At 68.6% G+C, this 19,632-nt stretch carries 22 protein-coding genes and 1 pseudogene; 17 read left to right on the top strand and 6 right to left on the bottom strand.

Going from position 1 to position 19,632, the window contains the following annotated elements:
- Positions 1–40: 40 nt before the first annotated feature.
- The gene (locus FR943_RS26175; protein ID WP_217161252.1) at positions 41–898 is read left to right on the top strand and encodes an adenylate/guanylate cyclase domain-containing protein; all 858 of its coding nucleotides are present in this window, start codon (positions 41–43) and stop codon (positions 896–898) included.
- Here the strand turns inward: FR943_RS26175 and FR943_RS26170 are convergent.
- Entirely contained in the window at positions 849–1,457 is a 609-nt protein-coding gene (locus FR943_RS26170; protein WP_218046242.1) for a cutinase family protein, read from the bottom strand. The genes FR943_RS26175 and FR943_RS26170 overlap by 50 nt on opposite strands.
- A gap of 277 nt (positions 1,458–1,734) precedes the next feature.
- Between FR943_RS26170 and FR943_RS26165 the strand changes: the two genes are divergently transcribed.
- Complete coding sequence (locus FR943_RS26165; protein ID WP_217161250.1) at positions 1,735–2,454, top strand: NUDIX hydrolase; 720 nt, start codon at positions 1,735–1,737, stop codon at positions 2,452–2,454.
- 1 nt (position 2,455) lies between these two features.
- Here FR943_RS26165 and FR943_RS26160 read toward each other — a convergent pair whose 3' ends face one another.
- Positions 2,456–2,896 carry a flavin reductase family protein gene (locus FR943_RS26160; RefSeq protein WP_217161261.1) on the bottom strand — a complete coding sequence of 147 codons (441 nt, stop codon included), beginning with the start codon at positions 2,894–2,896 and terminating at the stop codon, positions 2,456–2,458.
- 159 nt (positions 2,897–3,055) lie between these two features.
- Between FR943_RS26160 and FR943_RS26155 the strand changes: the two are divergent.
- Positions 3,056–4,235 (top strand): annotated as a pseudogene (locus FR943_RS26155) (zinc-dependent alcohol dehydrogenase).
- An 8-nt stretch (positions 4,236–4,243) separates the two neighbouring features.
- Here the strand turns inward: FR943_RS26155 and FR943_RS26150 are convergent.
- The gene (locus FR943_RS26150; RefSeq protein WP_217161249.1) at positions 4,244–4,954 is read right to left on the bottom strand and encodes a TetR/AcrR family transcriptional regulator; all 711 of its coding nucleotides are present in this window, start codon (positions 4,952–4,954) and stop codon (positions 4,244–4,246) included.
- Positions 4,955–5,004: 50 nt separating this feature from the next.
- Between FR943_RS26150 and FR943_RS26145 the strand changes: the two genes are divergently transcribed.
- The 10 genes from FR943_RS26145 (at position 5,005) to FR943_RS26100 (ending at position 14,497) form a co-directional block, all read left to right on the top strand.
- Positions 5,005–7,899 (top strand): MMPL/RND family transporter, encoded by a 2,895-nt coding sequence (locus FR943_RS26145; RefSeq protein WP_246585285.1) that lies wholly within the window; start codon positions 5,005–5,007, stop codon positions 7,897–7,899.
- The gene (locus FR943_RS26140) at positions 7,874–8,875 is read left to right on the top strand and encodes an AAA family ATPase (protein WP_217161248.1); all 1,002 of its coding nucleotides are present in this window, start codon (positions 7,874–7,876) and stop codon (positions 8,873–8,875) included. Before FR943_RS26145 ends, FR943_RS26140 begins: the two co-directional genes overlap by 26 nt.
- 7 nt (positions 8,876–8,882) lie before the next feature.
- Positions 8,883–9,749: a DUF58 domain-containing protein gene (locus tag FR943_RS26135; RefSeq protein WP_217161259.1), complete on the top strand. Its 867-nt coding sequence runs from the start codon at positions 8,883–8,885 to the stop codon at positions 9,747–9,749.
- Entirely contained in the window at positions 9,739–10,212 is a 474-nt protein-coding gene (locus FR943_RS26130) for a hypothetical protein (RefSeq protein ID WP_217161247.1), read from the top strand. Before FR943_RS26135 ends, FR943_RS26130 begins: the two co-directional genes overlap by 11 nt.
- A complete protein-coding gene (locus tag FR943_RS26125; RefSeq protein ID WP_217161246.1) occupies positions 10,203–11,162 on the top strand; it encodes a hypothetical protein in 960 nt (319 codons plus the stop codon). The genes FR943_RS26130 and FR943_RS26125 overlap by 10 nt, the downstream gene beginning before the upstream one ends.
- Positions 11,159–12,070: a vWA domain-containing protein gene (locus FR943_RS26120; protein WP_217161245.1), complete on the top strand. Its 912-nt coding sequence runs from the start codon at positions 11,159–11,161 to the stop codon at positions 12,068–12,070. The genes FR943_RS26125 and FR943_RS26120 overlap by 4 nt, the downstream gene beginning before the upstream one ends.
- Positions 12,067–12,762 (top strand): hypothetical protein, encoded by a 696-nt coding sequence (locus FR943_RS26115; protein WP_217161244.1) that lies wholly within the window; start codon positions 12,067–12,069, stop codon positions 12,760–12,762. Before FR943_RS26120 ends, FR943_RS26115 begins: the two co-directional genes overlap by 4 nt.
- Positions 12,763–12,800: 38 nt before the next feature.
- A complete protein-coding gene (locus FR943_RS26110) occupies positions 12,801–13,400 on the top strand; it encodes a TetR/AcrR family transcriptional regulator (RefSeq protein WP_217161243.1) in 600 nt (199 codons plus the stop codon).
- A gap of 80 nt (positions 13,401–13,480) precedes the next feature.
- Positions 13,481–14,005, top strand: coding sequence for a hypothetical protein (locus FR943_RS26105; RefSeq protein ID WP_217161242.1), 525 nt, complete (start codon positions 13,481–13,483; stop codon positions 14,003–14,005).
- A 66-nt stretch (positions 14,006–14,071) separates the two neighbouring features.
- Positions 14,072–14,497 (top strand): hypothetical protein, encoded by a 426-nt coding sequence (locus FR943_RS26100; protein ID WP_217161241.1) that lies wholly within the window; start codon positions 14,072–14,074, stop codon positions 14,495–14,497.
- Here the strand turns inward: FR943_RS26100 and FR943_RS26095 are convergent.
- Positions 14,476–15,096: a TetR/AcrR family transcriptional regulator gene (locus FR943_RS26095; RefSeq protein ID WP_217161240.1), complete on the bottom strand. Its 621-nt coding sequence runs from the start codon at positions 15,094–15,096 to the stop codon at positions 14,476–14,478. The two genes, FR943_RS26100 and FR943_RS26095, sit on opposite strands and share 22 nt — an antisense overlap.
- Positions 15,097–15,203: 107 nt before the next feature.
- On the opposite strand from FR943_RS26095, the gene FR943_RS26090 reads away from it, so the two are divergent.
- Positions 15,204–16,565 carry an FAD-dependent oxidoreductase gene (locus tag FR943_RS26090; RefSeq protein WP_217161239.1) on the top strand — a complete coding sequence of 454 codons (1,362 nt, stop codon included), beginning with the start codon at positions 15,204–15,206 and terminating at the stop codon, positions 16,563–16,565.
- Positions 16,566–16,571: 6 nt separating this feature from the next.
- Here FR943_RS26090 and FR943_RS26085 read toward each other — a convergent pair whose 3' ends face one another.
- Together FR943_RS26085 and FR943_RS26080 are read right to left on the bottom strand one after the other, a co-directional pair.
- Positions 16,572–17,024 (bottom strand): 6,7-dimethyl-8-ribityllumazine synthase, encoded by a 453-nt coding sequence (locus tag FR943_RS26085; protein WP_217161238.1) that lies wholly within the window; start codon positions 17,022–17,024, stop codon positions 16,572–16,574.
- Positions 17,025–17,033: 9 nt separating this feature from the next.
- Positions 17,034–17,795 (bottom strand): alpha/beta hydrolase family protein, encoded by a 762-nt coding sequence (locus FR943_RS26080; RefSeq protein WP_217161237.1) that lies wholly within the window; start codon positions 17,793–17,795, stop codon positions 17,034–17,036.
- Positions 17,796–17,873: 78 nt separating this feature from the next.
- Here FR943_RS26080 and FR943_RS26075 point away from each other — a divergent pair, with 78 nt between their 5' ends.
- From FR943_RS26075 to FR943_RS26065, 3 genes are all read left to right on the top strand, one after another.
- Positions 17,874–18,095: an antitoxin gene (locus FR943_RS26075; protein ID WP_217161236.1), complete on the top strand. Its 222-nt coding sequence runs from the start codon at positions 17,874–17,876 to the stop codon at positions 18,093–18,095.
- Positions 18,096–18,100: 5 nt separating this feature from the next.
- Positions 18,101–18,517, top strand: coding sequence for a TA system VapC family ribonuclease toxin (locus tag FR943_RS26070; RefSeq protein ID WP_217161235.1), 417 nt, complete (start codon positions 18,101–18,103; stop codon positions 18,515–18,517).
- Positions 18,518–18,645: 128 nt separating this feature from the next.
- The gene (locus FR943_RS26065) at positions 18,646–19,542 is read left to right on the top strand and encodes a mycobacterial-type methylenetetrahydrofolate reductase (protein ID WP_217161234.1); all 897 of its coding nucleotides are present in this window, start codon (positions 18,646–18,648) and stop codon (positions 19,540–19,542) included.
- Positions 19,543–19,632: the final 90 nt, after the last annotated feature.

Raw genomic sequence — 19,632 nt, 5'->3', positions numbered from 1 at the left:
TCGCCCAGGAGCACTATGCGGCGATAATCAGCGGGTGCCGATGCCGACCACTCTTGAGGCCGTCTTGCTGGTGTTCGTCGTGGTGTTGCTCGCGGCGTTCGTCACGTTCCTGGTGCTGTTCATCGTGACCCGGCGGCAGCTGGGTTCGGCCCGCCGTGAGATCGAGCGGATGAAGCTGGAGGACGAGGACCGTAAGCGGAAGCGTCGCCGCGGGGTGGCGCCGCTGGCCATCAAGACGGTGTTTCAGACCGCGGACATGCTGATCAACAAAGGGCTCGGCGCGACGGTGCGTAACTCGATCGAGGATCTGGCGGGCTGGGCCCAGGTGGAGCGTCCGGACCTGGCGAGGCTGACCGCTGACGGGCGGGTTGTCATCGTGTTCTCCGACATCGAGGGCTCCACCGAATACAACGCCGCCATGGGTGACCGGGCCTGGGTGAAGCTGCTGGAGAAACACAACAAGCTGGTCCAGGCGCGGGTGGACAAGCATGGCGGCCACGTGGTGAAAACCCAGGGCGACGGGTTCATGATCGCGTTCGCCGACCCGGAGAACGCGGTGCGGTTCGCCACCGACGTGCAGCGTGCGCTTGCCCAGAACCCGCAGCGGTGGCAGGCGATCCGGGTGCGGATCGGTGTGCACATGGGCACGTCGGTGCGCCGCGGCGACGATTTGTTCGGGCTGGACGTCGCAATGGCGGCCCGGGTCGCCGGTCAGGCCGACGGCGGCGAGATCCTGGTCAGCGAGCCGGTCGGCGATGCGGTCCGGCACTCCGGCGAGTTCGTGCTGGGTGACCCGCGTGACGTCGAGCTCAAGGGGCTGCCCGGCACCCACCGGCTCTATCCGGTGTTCAGCGCCGAGCAGCGGGCGCTGGAGCCGGCGGCTGAACATGACGGGTGACCCACTGCGCGGCAAGCTTGATCAGGCCCGACTTCGGATAGGTGACGTGCGCGTTCCAGTCCCGGCCGAGTGAACAGACCGGGTCGTTGGTGTTGCACAGGTCTGCGGTTCTGGCACCGAAGTCCGGGCTCATCCGGGTCAACGGTTGGCCGAGGCGGGCGGACGGATTACCGAAGACGACGACCGACGCGATCCGCGGCACCACTGCCGCGGGCAGCGGAGCGTTGTAGCCGAGCCCGGCGATCGGGGAGGTGGCCACGACGTCGACGACGGCTGCGCCCTGGGAGTAGCCGCCCATCACGATCTTGGTCTTGGGGCACCGCGCCGCGGTGGCCTGGACGCGCTTGCTCATGTCGGTGGCGCCGGCGGCGGCTTTCATGAAGTCCCACGAGGCCGGGTATTGCACGGCGTACGTGCCGATCGTGGCCCCTTTGACCATCGGGCGCAGGGTTTCGACGAACGCCTTGCCGACATTGCCGATGCCGGCGGGTTCGTCGGTGCCACGGGCGAACACGACCTCGATGTCGGGACAGTCCGGCGCGGCCGCGGCCGAGGGCATCGCGGTGGGCGCCGCGACCGTGCCCACGGCGACGGCCGCAGCCACTGCTGCGACGCCCGCGAGGGCCGATAGCTGACGGAGACCCACGAATCACTTTTACCACTGTTGTCACAGTGATGCCCAGGCATATCAGGTCCTCGTAACGGGTATCACCTGGTGGTGACCAGTCCCCTGCTCGACGAACTGCTGCACCTCGAACGGGCCGGCGGGGTGTGGCGGCTCGCGCTGTACCAACAGACCCGCAAGCCCGAAAAGTAAGAGGTTCTATGGTCGAGCGGTGACGATCGCCTATGACGAAGCCCTGCGGGAACGCATCGGGGCACACCTGGCGGCCCACGAGCGCCGCGCCGTGACCGATCCGACGAAGCGGCATGCGGCGGTGGCGGTGGTCCTGGTGGATTCCGAACTCGGGGAGGACCGGGTGGACCCGGCACCGGTCGACGAGTGGATCGACGGTCGGCCCATGCCGGAGCCCGGGCTCGACGGCCGCATGGTTGACGTATCAGGTGGGGCCGCGTTCCTGTTGTGCCGCAGGGCATCGCGGCTGTCCTCGCACGCTGCGCAGTGGGCGTTGCCCGGCGGCCGGCTGGATCCGGGTGAGACCGCGATCGAAGCGGCGCTGCGCGAACTGGACGAAGAGGTCGGGGTGAGCCTGCCCGACTCGGCGGTGCTGGGACTGCTCGACGATTACCCGACCCGTTCCGGTTACGTCATCACTCCGGTGGTGGTCTGGGGCGGCGGTCGGCTGGACCTGCGACCCTCACCCGACGAGGTGGTGGCGGCCTACCGGGTCGGTCTGCACCAGCTGCAGCGCGAGGATTCGCCGCGGTTCATCACCATTCCGGAGAGCCCGCGGCCGGTGGTGCAGATCCCGCTGGGCAACGACCTGATCCACGCACCGACCGGGGCGGTGCTGCTGCAGCTGCGGTGGCTGGCGCTGGAGGGCCGCACGGACCCGGTCGACGAACTCGAACAGCCGGTGTTCGCCTGGCGCTAGCTCAGGCCTCGTGCCCGGGTTCGAGATCGGCCACGTCGGACAGCTCGACCCACCGCTGCGCCTGCTCCGGGGCAAGTCCCGCAACGGGATTCAGTAGATACCCGACGTGGTCGCCGAGGTCGAACCGGTCGAGGATCGCGCCCACGAACCAGGCCGGCGCGGCATCGAGGATCGGTGCCCCGGCCGGGCCGGTGTGCCAGCGGCAGCGGGCGAACTTGTCGATCTCATCGCCGGTTTCGCCGCCGAACAGGCGCGCCAGGTCCAGCGCGTCACGGCCCAGCAGGTGCACGCCGAGATGACCGGCCGTTTTCGCCACGGCCAGGGTGTGGTTCTGCTTCGACAAGCCGACCAGAAAACGGGGCGGGTCGATACTGGCCTGGGTGGTGAACCCGACCAGGCAGCCGGCCCGCCGGTCATCGGCCTGCACGGTCACGACGCACATCGGATAGTCCAGGAGCCCGACGAACCGATCGAAACCGTCCCAGCTTGAGGTCACCGGTCCATTCTCCTCACGGTGGCGCCGGTTTGGCGCCGATCTGCCGGGGTAGCCACCACTTGGTCACTCGAAACCGAGGGCCTTCCACACCGAGGGGAGACAGCTGTGAAAGCCGTTACCTGGCACGGTCGGCGCGATGTACGGGTCGACACCGTGCCGGACCCCGAGATCGAAGCGCCGACCGACGCGATCATCGAGGTCACTTCGACCAATATCTGTGGCTCGGATCTGCATCTCTACGAGGTGCTCGGCGCGTTCATGCATCCTGGCGACATCCTCGGCCACGAACCGATGGGCGTGGTGCGCGAGGTGGGCTCCGGTGTCGGGAACCTGTCGCCGGGGGATCGGGTTGTGATCCCGTTTCAGATTTCGTGCGGGCATTGCTTCATGTGCGATCAGCATCTGTACACCCAGTGTGAGACCACCCAGGTCCGTGATCAGGGGATGGGCGCGGCGTTGTTCGGCTACTCGGAGCTCTACGGCGAGATACCGGGCGGTCAAGCCGAATACCTGCGGGTGCCGCAAGCACAGTTCACCCACATCAAGGTGCCCGACGGCCCGCCGGACTCGCGCTTCGTCTATCTGTCGGACGTGCTGCCCACCGCGTGGCAGGCCGTGGCCTACGCCGGGATTCCCGACGGCGGCTCGGTGACCGTCCTCGGGCTCGGCCCGATCGGCGACATGGCCGCCCGCATCGCCCAGCATCTGGGTTACCGCGTCATCGCGGTGGACCGGATCCGGGAACGGCTGGCCCGCGCCGAAGCGCGCGGCATCACCACCATCGATCTGGACTCACTCGGCGAATCGGTGGGCGACGCGGTGCGGTCGATGACCGACGGCCGCGGCACGGATTCGGTGATCGACGCCGTGGGCATGGAGGCTCACGGTTCCCCGGTGGCGTCGACTCTGCAGAAGCTGACCGCATTGATGCCCGACGCCGTCGCCAAACCGCTGATGCAGACCGCCGGAATCGACCGGCTCGACGCGTTCTATTCGGCGATCGACATCGTGCGCCGTGGCGGCACCATCTCCCTGATCGGGGTGTACGGCGGCATCCGACCCGCTGCCCATGCTCACCATGTTCGACAAGCAGATCCAGCTGCGGATGGGGCAGGCCAACGTCAAGCAGTGGGTCGATGACATCCTGCCGCTGCTCGGTGACGACGACCCTTTGGGTGTCGACGATTTCGCCACCCACGTGCTGCCGCTCGACGACGCCCCGCACGGCTACGAGATCTTCCAGAAGAAGCAGGATGGCGCCGTCAAAGTGATGCTCAAGCCATAGCCGGGTGATCAGCGGCCGGTGCGGCGGCCCGGCCGCACGGCCGAAGTCGGCGGCGTCGTCGGGGGCGTGGGCTGTGGCGGTGGGTCCAGCCGGAGGAAGGACTGCCCGATCCGTTCGCGGTCGCCGCCGAGTCCGACGAGGAGATTGGTGATGTGCGGGGCCAGCACCCGGGTCACGCCGCCGCCGTCGGTGCCGAAAACCCCGATGATCTCGGCCAGCACGTAGCCGTGCATCATCGTCCAGATCTGTGCGGCGACGGCGACGGGATCGCCCTCGTCGATGGCGCCGATGTCCATGCAGCGCCGGACGAACGCGGGGATTTGGGCGAATACCGTGTTGATCTCCGAGAGCGCGCCGGGGTTGCCGTCGACGGTGACGTCGCGGCCGAGTGGCAGGGTGATCGACGGTGAGGTGATACCGAACATCAGCCGGTACCGCTGCGGATAGGTGAGCGCGTAGTCGCGGTAGGCCAGGCCGGAGGCCAGCAGATCGGCCACCGGATCGTCGGTGTTCGGGCGCCGGCTCAGGTGTGCGCCGAACCGGATGAACGACTCGCGTACCAGCGCCTCGTACAGTCCGGGCATGCCCTCGAAGTGGGTGTAGACGGCCATGGTGGAGGCACCGATCCGCTTGGCGAGCAGGCGGGCGCTGAGCGCCTCCGGGCCGCTCTCCTCGAGGACCGTCAGGCTTTCCTCGATCAGACTCTCGCGGATACCCATGGTTCTGGACAGCTTGCCATAACAATGTTATACCTGCCAATAACATTGTTATGGACACCCTGGGGGAGCCGATGCTGGAGTCCATCGCACGAACCGCAAGCCGCTACGCCCTGCTGGTGATGGCGGTGTGGGCGGCGCTGGCCGGCGTCGGCAACCTCGCCGTGCCCCAACTCGAACACGTCGTCAAGGAACAGTCCCGGGCGTTCTTCCCGACCGATTCCGGCGCCACCGAGGCTGCGCACCGGATGGGCCTGTGGTTCGGCGATTCGGACAGCAACAACATCGCCTACGTCGTCCTCGATGCCGACCGGCCGCTGGGCCAGGCCGACCGCGGCTACTACCGGGGCCTGGCCGACCGGTTGCGCACCACGACCCCCGGCGTCGAATCGGTCATGGACCTTTGGGACGACCCGGCCGCCGCAGCTGTCTTCGAAAGTCGTGACCACCGGGCGGCTTATCTGATGGTCCGGCTCTCCGGCCAGTTGGGCAGCAGCACTGCCACCGACGCGGTGGCCGGGTTGCGCGCGGCGGTGGACGCAGCGCAGCCCCCGGCGGGGCTACGCACCCACGTGACCGGCCCCGGACCCAGCCTGGTCGACGAATTCGCGGCCCTGGACGCACAATTGGCGAGAATCACGGTGCTCACCGTGGGTTTGATCGCGGCCCTGCTGCTGTTCGTGTACCGCTCGCCGATCACCGCGGCCGTGCCGCTGGCCTCGGTGGGACTGGCGCTGGGGACCGCACGGCCGGTGGTCGCCCTGCTCGGCGAGCACGGCGTGATCGAGGTGTCGGTGTTCTCGGTGGCGCTGATGTCGGCGATGGTGCTGGGCGCGGGTACCGACTACGGCATCTTCCTGCTCGGGCGGTACCACGAGAACCGTCGCGTGGGGATGACGCCACCGGACGCGCTGGCCGACGCCTACCGCCGGGTCGCACCGGTTATCGTCGGATCATCGGCCACCATCGCCACCGCACTGTTCTGCCTGAGCTTCGCCAAGGTGAGCTTCCTGCGCAGCGCCGGAATCCCCAGCGGGATCGGAATTCTCGCGGCGATGCTGGGAGCGCTCACGCTCACACCGGCACTGATCGGCTGGTTCAGCAGACGCGGGCGGCTCGAGCCGCGGGCCAGCACGCTCGGCCGGCGCTGGCGCCGGATCGGCACCGCGGTGGCCCGGTGGCCGGGCCCGATCCTGGTGGTCGCCGTCGGCGCGTTGATCGTCTGCGCCCTGCCGCTGCTCGACGCCAAGATCACGTTCGCCGAACTGGCCGCCCAACCCGCGACCACCGAGTCCAGCCGCGGCTACCAGGCGGTCCGTAGCCGATTCCCGGACAACCGGCTGCTGCCCGAGATCGTGTCCATCCAGACCGACCATGACCTGCGCACCCCGGCCGGGCTCATCACGATCGAGCGGGTCACCCGGAAGATCCTCGACGTGCGCGGGGTCCGCACGGTGCAATCGGCCAGCCGGCCGGCTGGGACCCCGGTGCGCCAGGGCACCCTGACCTACCAGGCCGGCCAGATCGGTGAACAACTCAGCGGCACAGCACAATCGGCACTCGACGGAATGAACTCGGTGGACACCGTGCTGGCCACCGTCGGCCAACTCGACGCGGCGCTGGCCGGGATGCAGCGCGGGCTCACCGGTGCCGTCGACGGGCTGAACCGGGTCGGGGCCGGGGCCCACGACATCGGTGCGGGTATGACCGGCCTGCAGGGCAACCTGCGGGAGGTGTCCGGATATGCCGATCCGCTGCGCCAATTCGTGAACGGCACCCCGGGCTGCGCGGACAACCCGATCTGTGCGGCGGTGCAGAAGATCGTCACCCCGCTCGACGATGCGGTCGGTGCCACCGGCACCTTGGCCGGCGGCGCGGGCGCACTCCGGGAGGGTGCGGCCGGCGCCACCACGGCACTGGACGGTACGGCCCAGAACATGGCCACGATGCGGACGGCGCTCTCACAGCTGCGCGGGCTCACCGCCACCCTGCGCTCCAGCCTCGATGCCGTAGGGCCCCAGATGCAACAGCTCACCGGCTACCTGCGGCAGCTCAGCACCGACTTCGCGGGTAGCTCGGAAGGTGGGTTCTACCTACCGCCAAGGACTTTCGACGACCCACAGTATCGACGGGTGATGACCATGATGTTCTCCCCGGACGGTCATGCCACCCGGCTGCTCGTCTACGGTGACGGCGAATCCTGGGGCCGCGACGGCGCAGAGCGGTCCGCCGAGATCCGCATCGCCGCGGACGAGGCGCTCAAGGACACGCCACTGGCGGCCAGCGGCAGCGTCGACCTCACCGGGGTGGGTACCGCCACCGCCGAACTCATCACCTATGTGCAACACGATTTCACCCTGCTCGTGATCGCCACGCTGATCCTGATCTTCGTGATCGTGGCGGGCATGCTGCGCAGCCCGGTGGCCGGCATCGTGGTGCTGGCCACCGTCACCATCTCCTACGCCTCGGCGCTCGGTACCAGCGCGGCGATCTGGCAGCACCTGGTCGGTCAGCCGCTGCACTGGGCGGTACCGGCGTTGGCGTTCATCGCGCTGGTGGCCGTCGGCGCGGACTACAACCTGCTGCTGGCGATGCGATTGCGCGACGAGGCGCGGGCCGGGGTGCGGACCGCGACGATCCGCGCCTTCGCCGGCACCGGCAGTGTGGTCACCATCGCCGGGATCGTGTTCGGGCTGACCATGTTCGCGATGCTGGGCGCCAGCGTCGTGACGATCGCCCAGGTGGGATCCACCATCGGCATCGGACTGCTGATCGACACCCTGCTGGTGCGGACCTTCGTGGTGCCGCCGATCGCGGTACTGCTGGGCCGCTGGTTCTGGTGGCCGGCGAGGCATGACGGCGGCGCAGTCTGGGTACATGGTCTAGGTCTGGGGAAGGGGGACGACCGACCGGAGAGGATTCATGACCGCACCGCGACTGCAGGCTGACCAGCCTGAAGCCGCCGAAGCTCAGCGCATTGCAGGCGCGGTGACCTCGGCGTTCGCCACCCGGGTGGTGGGCCAGGATCATCTGCGCGAATCGATGTTGCTGGCGCTGCTGGCCGGCGGGCACCTGCTCATCGAAAGTGTTCCCGGACTGGCCAAGACCACCGCGGCCCGGGTGGTCGCCGAGTCCATCGACGGCAGCTTCCGGCGCATCCAGTGCACGCCCGACCTGTTGCCCAGCGACATCATCGGCACCCAGATCTACGACGCCGAGCACAACTCGTTCGTCACCCAGCTCGGTCCGGTGCACGCCAACATCGTGCTGCTCGACGAGATCAACCGCTCCAGCGCCAAGACCCAGAGCGCGATGCTGGAGGCGATGGAGGAACGCCAGACCACGATCGCCGGCGTCGAATATCCCATCCCCGAACCATTTCTCGTGATCGCCACGCAGAACCCGGTGGACCAGGAGGGCACCTATCCGCTGTCGGAAGCCCAGACCGACCGGTTCATGCTCAAGGAAATCCTCGGCTATCCCTCGGTGGACGACGAAGTGGAGATCGCCGCCCGGATGGACGCCGGTCTCTACGATCGCGGCCACCGCGCCGAGCCCGTCGTCACCATCGACGACATCCGCCGGGCCCAGGACATCGTTCGGACGGTCTATCTCGATCGGGCCCTGGTCGAGTACGCCGGCCGGCTCGTCGCCGTCACCCGCGAGCCCGGCCGCCACCTCCCGGCGAACCTGGCCCGGGTCATCGAGTACGGGGCCAGTCCCCGTGCCACGTTGGCGTTCTGCCGGACGTCGCGCGCCCTGGCGGTGCTGCGCGGCCGCGATCACGTGGTGCCCGACGACATCGCCCGGCTGGCCCACCGCGTGTTGCGGCACCGGCTGATCCTCGGCTTCGAAGCGGCCACCGCCCGCATCACCCCGGACGTCGTCGTCGACGCGGTGTTGCGTGCGGTCCCGGTGCCCTGAGGCCGCGATGGGCAAATACCTGGACTCCGCCAAGGCGTACATCGGGCGCGACGCCGCCGGGCTACTCGAGGGCGGCCGGTACGCCCTGATACACACCCGCAGCCTGGAATTCGACGAGCTGCGCCCCTACGTTCCCGGCGACGACGTCCGTGACATCGACTGGAAGGCCACCGCCCGGTCCGGCCACACCCTGATCAAACGCTTCGTCTCCGAAAAGCACCACAAGGTGTTGGTTGTCGCCGACGCCGGCCGCAACAGTTGCGGACTCGCCCCGTCCGGGGAACGGAAAAGGACGGTGGCCCGCAACCTCATCGGCGCCATCGGGCTCATGACGGTGCCCCGCTCCGACGAGATCGCCATGGTGCTCGGCGACCGGCGAGGCAACGTCGACATCCGGCTGCGCCGCGGGGAATCCCACATCGAGCAGATGTTGCACCGCTACCACCACCACACCGCCGACCAGCCGGGCCCGAGTGACATCCTGGTCCAGCTCGACCGGGTGGCCCGCCACTACCGGCACCGGCTGCTGATCTTCGTGGTGTCCGACGAACCGGAGATCACCGACCGCTTGGCCGAGGTGCTGGACGCCCTGACCGCGCGCCATGACGTGCTGTGGGCACTGGTCAGCGACATGCCCGCAGTGGGCCTACCATCCGCCCCCGGGCGCAGCTATGAGGTCGCCGACGGCCGGCCCATCCTCACCGGTCTGGACACCGAGGTCGTCGAGGCGTATCGGCGGGCCGAAGCGCAGCGGCGGGAACAGCTTTCCGAGTTCCTCACCAGCCGGCGGATACCGCACGCCCGGGTCACCGGCAGTGTTCGGATCAGGGCGGCCCTGACCGCGATGACCGGGGTGTACGCCCGTGCCGGATGATCTGCTGCGCCACGTGATCGGGCCGACGCCGTACTCGTCGGTGTGGCTGTGGGCCGCGATCGGCCTGATCTTGCTCGTGTGTGCCTGGTACATCGGCGTTTTCGTGCTGACCGCGCCGCGGCGGGCGATACGCGAGCTCCCCGTGCTCGGGGCGGCCCGGGCTGAGCTGCTGCGCCGCCGGTCGGCACGCGCGGTGCGGACGATCGGAAACCGTTATCGTTCAGGTGATCTGAGTGCCGCGCCGGCCGGTGCCGCGGTGAGCCGGGAACTGCGCGCGTTCCTGCAGTCCGTGACCGGAGTGCAGGCGCAGTACATGCAGGTCGAGGCGATTGCCGCCAGTGATGCCGCAGCGGCGGCGCCGATCCTCGTCGAGCTCACCGATATTCAGTTCAACCACCATTCCGCCCTGGACGCCGGGACGGTCAGCGACGCCACCGAGGAGTTGATCCGCGGATGGACCTGATCTGGTGGGTGGTGGTGATCGCGGGCTGTCTCGCGCTGGCCGGGTGCGTGGGCCTGGCGCTGCTGTTGCGGGAGCCCGTCGACCCCGATGAGCTGCGACCGCTGGCCAACACCCGCAGGCTCACCCGACTGCCCGAGTACGTGCGGGCCATGCGTCGGCGGATCATGGCGGCTGTCGTCGCGGTCACGATGCTGACGGTGGCCTTCGCCGCGGCGGTGTTCGCGGCGGCGCGGCCCACCGGACTGCCGTCGTCGCCGCGCACCACCCAGGCCGCGGCGGCGGAGGACATCATGGTGTGTGTCGGCGGCCCGGTGACCGACCCGACGGTGAGCGCGACGCTGCGGTATTTCGCCGACCGGGTCGCGGCGTTCGGAACCGAGCGCATCGGGCTGACCTCGGCGAACCGGCGGGTCGTACCGCTGACCCGCGACTACCAGTACGCCGCAGGACAATTCGCGGCGGCCGCGGCCGATGACGCGGCCCGGCCGTTGGTCTCGCCGGTGTCCTACGTCGATTACGCCGCCACCGTGACCGACGTGCTGGCCCTGTGCCTGACCGGCTTCCCCTCCTTCGACGAGCCGTCGGCGCAACGCCGTTCACTGATCTACGTCGGCCCCGAAACCCTGCCGGCCGCCGGCCGATCCACACCGTTGTTCACTGCGGAGCGCCTGCGCGAGCTGGCGCACGACGCCGATGTGCAGGTCAACGCCGTCACGTCGGGCACCGATGAGGGCACGGTGGCGGCGTTGACCCGCAGTACCGGCGGTCGATGGTTGTCCTCGGTGGACGTGGCGGCGCAGCTGACCGAGATCCGCAACCACCCGCCGCAGGCAGGAGCGAGCGGGGCGGCCGCGGACACCCGATCACCGGAAACCCCGGGGATTGCAGTGCTGGTGGCATTGCTGGCGTTGGCAGTGCTGTGGTGGTGGCCGGTGGTGATGCGGCGATGAGACTCGAGCCGGTGCTGCCGCCGGTGCTGCCGCCGGTGCTGCTCGCGGCGCTCGCGGTGGTGCTCGTGGTGGCCCGGGCGGTCACCTTCGAACGGGTCCGGACGCAGGGTGGCGGTTGGCCGGCGGTATGGCGGTGGTCGGCGCTGACCGGGGCGGGGCTGCTGCTGTTGATGGCCGGCCTCGGCCCGGTGGTCGGCGACGCCCGGGACACCGTGCCCCGGCCTGCCGGAGACCGGGATCCGAGTATCTTCGTGGTCCTCGACCGTTCCCCGGAGATGGCGCAATCCGGTGCCCGCGAGGACATCGCCGCCTTGATCGAGCGTTATCCGCACGCGCGTTTCGCGGTGATCGGGTTCGCCGACCGCCCGAGTCTGCAGTGGCCGTTGTCCGCCGATACCTGGGGTCTGCGGGCGGTGGTGTCCGCCTTGGATGCGCACCCGGCGACCGCGGAAGGCCGGCAGACCAATGTCGGTGCCGCCGCCGGTGTCCTGCGCTACCAGTTGATCAGCGCCGCAGCACAGTTCCCCAGGGCGCAGAACCTGGTGTTCTATCTGGGTGCCGGGGCCCCGGAATCCCAAGCCCCGCAGCGTGGGTTCCAGCTGCCCGAGGACACCGTGGACGGTGGGGCGGTGCTGGGCTACGGCACCGCCGGGACGCCGGCGTTGCGCGCGGTCGCCGACCAGATCGGGGTGCCGTTCGTACCGCGCACCGGCGACACGCCGTTGGCGGCCGCGTTACCCGGCGGCCCGACGCCGGACCAGGCGCCGGCCGTCACGTCCGACCGGGCCGGGGTCGAGCTGTACTGGGTCTTCGCTGGTGCGGCCGGGCTGCTCGTCCTGGTCGAGCTCTACCTGGTGCTGCGGGAGTTGCGCCGCATGCAATCGGTCGATGTGGGATCACACTCATGAACCCGCTGCGACTGAACCCGCTGCGACGCAAGCTGCTGCTGTACTCCGCGCCGGTGGTGCTGACGGCGCTCATCGCGATCGTCGCACTGCTGTCGGTGGTGGTGACCGGCCAGTCGGCCACGTCGAGTTTCGCCGACCGCGACACCGAGGCGTTGACGGCTCAGGTCGGGCGGCTCTCGGCCCTCGCTGTCATCGAGCCCGGCAAGGCGGACTTCGCCGCCGGCTCCCTGGCGGTCCTGCAAGATCGGCTCGCCGACGCCGACCGGTACTTCACTGCCGCGCTGGCCCGCCTTGACGGCGACGAATCATGTTCGGCCCGGGTGAATCTGGAATTCGTCCGGGAAACGCTCGGCGACCGTGCGGCCGCGGCATCGGACACCGAGTCGGCGCGGCACCGCTATCTGGCGGCCCGCGACGTGGTGACCCGAGCCCCGGCCGGGTGTTTCGCCGGCAACGAGGATCCCGATGCCGATCGGCGGATTCTCAGACATGAGGCGTCGGCGCGGCTGGACCGCAAGCTCGCCGACCGCGGCGGCGGGGCCGCCGTGCCCCCGCCACCGCCGCCGGTTGCGTCGCCACCTCCGGCCGGAGCCGGCGCCCCGTCCACCCCGGCACCGAATCGACTCGACCCCGCCGGCGGTGATCCGCTGGACCGGCTGCAACAGATCCTGCGCGACGCCGCCACCGGATAGATTCAGATGAGTCGGTTCGGTCCAAGCGGAGGAATGGAATGGCGGTGGCAGACGGGCTGTCTGCGCGTGAGGCGAAGCGCCTGCAGACGCGTGAGCGATTGATGGGCGCGGCGATCTCGGAGTTCAAGCGCGCGGGAATGACCGAAGCGGATGTGGCCTCGATCGTGAAGGCGGCCGGCGTCGCGCACGGCACCTTCTTCTTCCACTTTCCCACCAAGGAACATGTGCTGCTGGAGCTTGAGCAGCGCGAAGAGGAGCGCATCGCCAAGCAGTACGCCCAGTTCCTCAAGAAGTCGCACAGCCTCGAGGACGGGCTCCGCGAGTCGATGCGGCTGGTGATCGGTCTGGAACGCCGGCTCGGCGGGGTGTTGTTCAAAGATTTTCTGGCGCTGCACTTCTCGCAGACCCGGCCGCCGGCCCCCGACAGCCAGGAACATCCGGTGATCTCCGGGGTGGCCCGCGAGATCGAACTGGCCCAGCAACAGGGTGAGGTCGCCCCTGACGTCAATCCGTGGAACAGCGCGGTGTTCTTCCTGCTGGGTTTCTACGCTCTGCTGATCACTACCTACGACTGGCCCACCCGCGACGCGCTGTTGGAGGACTACGTGGTCCGGACCATGCGCAGCCTGGCCCCCTAGTGTTGCGGACACCTAACGATTCGATGCTGTCTCGGGGTTGACGCGACGGTAAGCAGCAAAGTCGTGGTTCAGTATGGGTGATGTCTGGTGTCTGGTCCCCGCGTCGCTGCATCACCGCTACGGTGACGGCGGGTGTCACGTTGCTCGCGGTGGGTGCGGCGGTCGCCTCGGCGGCGCCGGCCAGTGACTCACGCGGCTATGTCGATTCCACCGCGCGGTGTGCCACTGCGGATGCGACCGTGCTGTTCGGCAGTACCGACAATTCACGGGTGGCGATCTGTTCGGTGCCCGGCGGCGCGTACGAGTACCGCGGGGTGCGGCTGCGCGACGGCGCCAAGTTGATCGTGGCGGCCGAGCGCAACGACGACGGCGCGTTCCTCGCGGAGAACGCCGGGATCGAATACCTGGTCACCGCCAAGTCACTGGTCGTGAGTGCGGGAGAGAAAGTGATCCGGGAGGAGTCGATGCTCGATTTCCACCGGCCCGGCGCACCCGCGAGCACCGACGCCCCGAAGGCGTCACCGAGTGCCGCGAAGCCGACTCCCACGACGCCGTTGCCGCCACCGCTTGCCGCCGAGGTCGGGGGCAGCAGCACTCGTCGCTGACGGGCTGAACAGCGGGTTCGTCGCCGAAGTTGAGCCAGCTGTATGAAAATGATAATCATTAGCGGCATGGGTGCTTCGTCGACCGTGCAAGCGGATGATCTCGGCCGCCTTCACCAGCGTGGTCGGGCCACGATCTACCTGTCCGTTCCACTCGTCGACGACATCGTCCAGGTGGGCATCGGCGGCGATTTTCCGACCACCCGGCTCGTGGTGTCGGTGACCGCATCCGCGGTGCGGGTGCGCAGGCTCGACGGCCGGCCGCTTCAGGTGCACGTCGTCGAGGATTGGCGCGACGCCGACGACCCCGGCCTGGCGACGGCGGTGTTCGCCGAGCCGGTGGGGGCTCTGCTGCTCGAACGTCGCGCGGGGCGGTGGCGGCCCAGTGTCGGTGGGACCGTCGGCCTCGAACGTTTTGTCGGCACCCTCGCCCGGTTCGCTTTGCTCAAGCAGAGCGGCGCTGGTGGTACCGATCAGGCGGCGGGTGCGGCGTAGGTCTGCAGGTATTGCGTGAGCGCCCGCTCGCCCTCGGTGAGAATGGCCCGGTCCTTGTCCGGCCCGGCGTGAAAAGCCGTCTGTAGCAGTCGATCACCGATCTCCACGGCCACCACCGTGACGAGGGGATCGGTATCCTCGCGCAGCAGCCCCCAGCGCAGCAGCGCAGCATGCATGGTGCGGGCGAACTCGGCTCGGCGCACCCGGGGATCGGCGATCAGCCCGGTGGCCAGGCTCGTGTAGTGCAACGTGACCAGGTGCGGATGATTGCGCAGATGCTCGTAGTGGAATTCGAAGATGGCGTGGGCGACCTCGGCGATGCTGGTCGGGTTGAGGGCGGCCAGGACCGCCGCGCCCTCGACGTCGCGCCGGTCCAGATGGTCGGTGACGATCTCCTGCAGGATGGCGTCGCGGTTGGGGAAGAACTGGTACACCGTGGCCACCGGGACGCCGGCCAGCTGGGCGATGGCGCGGGTGGTGACGGCGTCCACCCCCTGCGTTTCGAGGAGCTCGAGCGCAGCGGCCAGAATCCGTTCGACGCGGCGCTTGCTCCGCTCCTGGACCGGTTGGCGCCGACGTAGTGGCTTGTGGGTGACCACCTCTGAATCGTCGCACGCCGGCCCACGTGACGGGGATCTCGTCAGGGAGGCCTTGCGGCATCGGCAGCGATATTTAGGCTTGCCTTACCTAAATACGAAGGGTGCTCATGAGGAAGATCCAGGTAGCGGTCATCGGCGCGGGCCCGGCCGGCATCTACGCCGCCGACATCCTGACCAAGGAATACGAGCAGGCCCGCGTCGACGTCTTCGACCGGTTACCCGCCCCGTACGGACTCGTGCGCTACGGCGTCGCCCCGGACCACCCGCGGATCAAGGAGATCATCAAGGCGCTGCGCCGGGTGCTCGCCCGTGACCCCGACAGCGTGCGGTTCATCGGCAACGTCCACTACGGCACCGACCTGACGCTGCCCGAGCTCCGTCGCCACTACGACGCGGTGATCTTCTCCACCGGGGCGCGGGCCGACCGGCCACTCGACATCCCGGGCATCGAGTTGCCGGGCAGCTACGGCGCCGCCGACTTCGTGTCCTGGTACGACGGGCATCCCGACGTGCCTCGCACGTGGCCGCTGACCGCCAAGCGCGTCGCGGTGCTGGGTGCGGGGAACGTGGCTCTCGACATCGCCCGGATGCTCGCCAAGCCCGCCGACGAACAGCTCGGCACCGAGATTCCCGGCAATGTCTACCAGGGGCTGGCCGCCAATCAGGCCACCGACGTCCACGTGTTCGCCCGGCGCGGACCGGCTCAGATCAAGTTCAGCCCCATGGAGTTTCGCGAGCTGTCGCACTCGCCGAGCGTCGACGTCATCGTGCACCCGGAAGGCTTCGAGATCGACGAGGCCAGCCAGCACGCCATCAACACCACCAAGTCGACGAAGCTGGTGGTGGACACCATGATGAAGTATCTGCAGCGGGAACCCACCGGCGCGCCGCACCGCATCCACCTGCACCTGTGCCAGGCGCCCGTGGCGGTGCTCGGCGCTGATCGGGTCGAGGGCCTGCGCACCGAGCGGACCGAGCTGTGTGGCGACGGGAATGTCCGTGGCACAGGCGAATTCACCGACTGGCCGGTCGAGGCCGTATACCGCGCGGTCGGCTATCTGTCCACCCATCTGGCCGGTCTGCCGTTCGACCACCACGCCGGGGTAGTACCGAACGACGCCGGCCGGGTACTCGACATCGACGGCGGATTGATCGACGCCACCTATGTGACCGGATGGATCAAGCGAGGCCCGATCGGGTTGATCGGCCATACCAAATCCGACACCGCCGAGACCGTCGGCAGCCTGCTCAGCGACCTGCCCGGCCTGCGGGCGCCCGAAACCGGCGATCCCGCAGCGATACTCGCGCACCTGACCGACAAAGGAGTGGACTACACCACGTGGGCGGAATGGGAACGCCTCGACGCCCACGAGGTGTCGCTGGGCGAGGTGCAGGGGCGTGAACGCGTCAAGGTGGTGCCCCGCGAGGACATGATCCGGGCCGGCCGCGACGCCCTGGTGCGCGACTGACCCGGCTTACTCCAGCGAGCCGTGCAGGGCCAGGGTGGCCGCGACGGCGTTGGCCGCCTCGGCGCCCTTCTTGACGAAGTGCCTGGTGAAGTAGGCGATGTGCTCGTCGTGCTCGTGGAAATGGTGCGGGGTGAGCACCACCGAGAACACCGGGACGTCGGTGTCGAGCTGCACGCGCATCAGACCGTCGATCACCGCGGTGGCCACGAAATCATGGCGGTAGATGCCGCCGTCGACCACCAGCCCGGCCGCGACGACGGCCCGGTAGCGTCCGGTGCGGGCCAGACGCTTTGCGGTGAGCGGGATTTCGAAGGCGCCGGGTACCTCGAAGAACTCCAACGCATCGCTGCCGAAGCCGTGGGTGCCGATCTGATCGGTGAATCCCTCGCGAGCCTTGTCGACGATGCTGCGATGCCAGGTGGCTTGTACGAACGCGATCTGGGTGGCTGCGTCAGACATGTGACGACGCTATCGCACGTCGAGGTAGGCGTCGGCCCACGCGCCGATGATCCGCCCGGCCCGTTTGGCCTGGCCCGGCCCGGTCAGCAGGTGCTCTGAACCTTCCAGCGAGACGAAGCTGCGCGGATGACGGGCCGCCCAGAAAATGTCGCTGGCGTTCTCGATGCTGACCGTGTTGTCGGTCGGGGAGTGCAGGATGAGCAGCGGCAGCTTGAGGGCGGTGATCTTGTCGCGCAGATGCGCGGCCCGGACATCTTCGACGAACGCCCGCTTGAGGGTCAGGGTTTTACCTCCGACCATCCACTGGCCGCTGCCCTCGGCGAACACCTGCTCCAGGCATGCGTCGTACTGATGCTCGACGTGCCCGACGTCGAACGGGGCCCCGACGGTGACCACCGCCCGTACACCGGGGGACTGCCGGGCCGCGGCGATGGCCGCGGCCCCACCCCAGGAATGCCCGATCAGGATGTCGGCCGGCGTGCCCCGCTCGGCCATGAACGTGCATGCCTGCACCACGTCGTCGACCTTGACGGTGAACGACCCGTCACCCCAGTCACCCTCGGAATCGCCCAGGCCCAGCGCGTCGAACCGCAACATTCCGATGCCGTCACCGGCCAACTGCTTGCAGATCCGCGCCGTGGCCGGCGAGTCCTTGCCCAGGGTGAAACCGTGCGAGAAGACGCCCCAGCCCCGTGCCGGACCGTCGGGCAGGTCGATCACACCGGCCAGCGTCGGGCCCGTCGAGCTGGGGAAGGTGACGCGTTCAGCCATGCAGGAGGTGTATCACCACGGGTTGGGCCCCAATTTCTACGGGGCGGTTTGATGTGGTGATGCGCTAGCATCAAAAAGGTGCGGACAACCCTGGACCTGGACGACGACGTCGTCGCGGCAGCGCGCGAACTCGCTGCCAGTGAGCGTCGGTCGCTGGGCGCGGTGATATCCGAACTGGCCCGCCGAGGACTCACTCCTGCGCAGGTCGAAATCGACGGAGAGCTGCCGGTGATCCGGGTGCCGGCGGGCACGGCGCCGATCACGCCGCAGATGGTCCGCCGCGCACTCGACGAAGACTGACCTCCGTGGCGCTCCTCGACGTGAACGCGCTCGTCGCCCTGGCTTGGGATTCCCACATTCACCATGCGCGGATTCGGCAGTGGTTCACCGAAAACGCCCGGCAGGGCTGGGCGACCTGCCCGATCACCGAGAGCGGGTTCGTCCGGGTTTCGGCCAACCCCAAGGTGTTGTCCAGCCCCCTCGGGGTGGCCGATGCGCGTCGAGTGCTTGCGGCACTCCGGGCCACACCGGGCCACCGCTTTCTCATGGACGACGTGTCGATTGTCGAACCGGACTTCCCGGCCATCGTCGGTCATCGTCAGGTGACCGACGGACACCTACTGACGCTTGCTCGCCGGAGCGGCGTTCGGCTGGTCACCTTCGACGCGGCCATCCTGACGCTGGCCGACGGGGCCGGCGTCGAACTGCTCAGTGCCTTGTGAGCGACATGGCTGACATCACCACAGCCGCGAGTCGTAGGGTGGAGTCTCCCGGTCGAGCCCGGGCCACGCCCCGGCAGGCAGCATGGCCTGGCGTATCGGTAGTGCCGTCATAGATGTGGAGCTGGTTCGTGCCTCTGAACACCATCGCCCTGGAACTCGTCCCCCCGAATGTCGAACGGGGCGCGCAATACGCCGTCGACGAGGCTCGCAAGGTGCTGGCGTTGTCCGCCGAGGTGGGCATCGAGGGGCGGATCCGGCACGTCATGATCCCCGGGATGATCGACGAGGACGACGACCGCCCCGTCGAGATGAAGCCCAAGATGGACGTGCTGGACTTCTGGTCGTTGATCCAGCCTGAGCTACCCGGGGTGCGCGGACTGTGCACGCAGGTCACCTCGTTCCTGGACCGCGAGGCGCTGGGCAAGCGCCTGATCGATCTCAGTGCGGCCGGTTTCGAGGGCATCGCATTCGTCGGTGTGCCGCGCACCATGAAGGACGGCGAGGGGGAGGGCGTCGCGCCCACCGACGCCCTGTCCATCTACGAGCAGGTGGTGCCCAACCGCGGTGCCATCCTGATCCCGACCCGCGAGGGCGAGCAGGGCCGGTTCAACTTCAAGTGTGAGCAGGGCGCCACCTACGGGATGACGCAGTTGCTGTACTCCGACGCCATCGTCGGTTTCCTGACCGAGTTCGCCAAGACCAGCGAGCACCGGCCTGAGATCCTGCTGTCCTTCGGTTTCGTGCCGAAGATCGAGACCAAGGTCGGACTGGTCAACTGGCTGATCCAGGACCCGGGCAATCCGGCCGTGGCCGCCGAGCAGGAGTTCGTCAGCCGGATCGCCGGGCTGGAGCCGGCCGAGAAGCGCCGGCAGATGCTCGACCTCTACAAGCGGGTGATCGACGGAGTGGCCGACCTGGGCTTCCCGCTGAGCATCCATTTCGAAGCGGCCTACGGGGTGTCCAAGCCGGCGTTCGACACCTTCGCCGAGATGCTGGAGTACTGGGCGCCGGACCGGGCTTCCTGACCGCCGCGGGGTGGCTAGCTGTAATTCCCGGCCAGGTTGTGAACGCGTAGTCGCTCGATAGGGGTGAGGCCGCCGATGCCGGTGTGGGCT

It is taken from the genome of [Mycobacterium] fortunisiensis (assembly GCF_019050325.1).
Classification (GTDB): domain Bacteria; phylum Actinomycetota; class Actinomycetes; order Mycobacteriales; family Mycobacteriaceae; genus Mycobacterium; species Mycobacterium fortunisiensis.
This window is presented reverse-complemented; position numbering and strand designations above follow the sequence as displayed.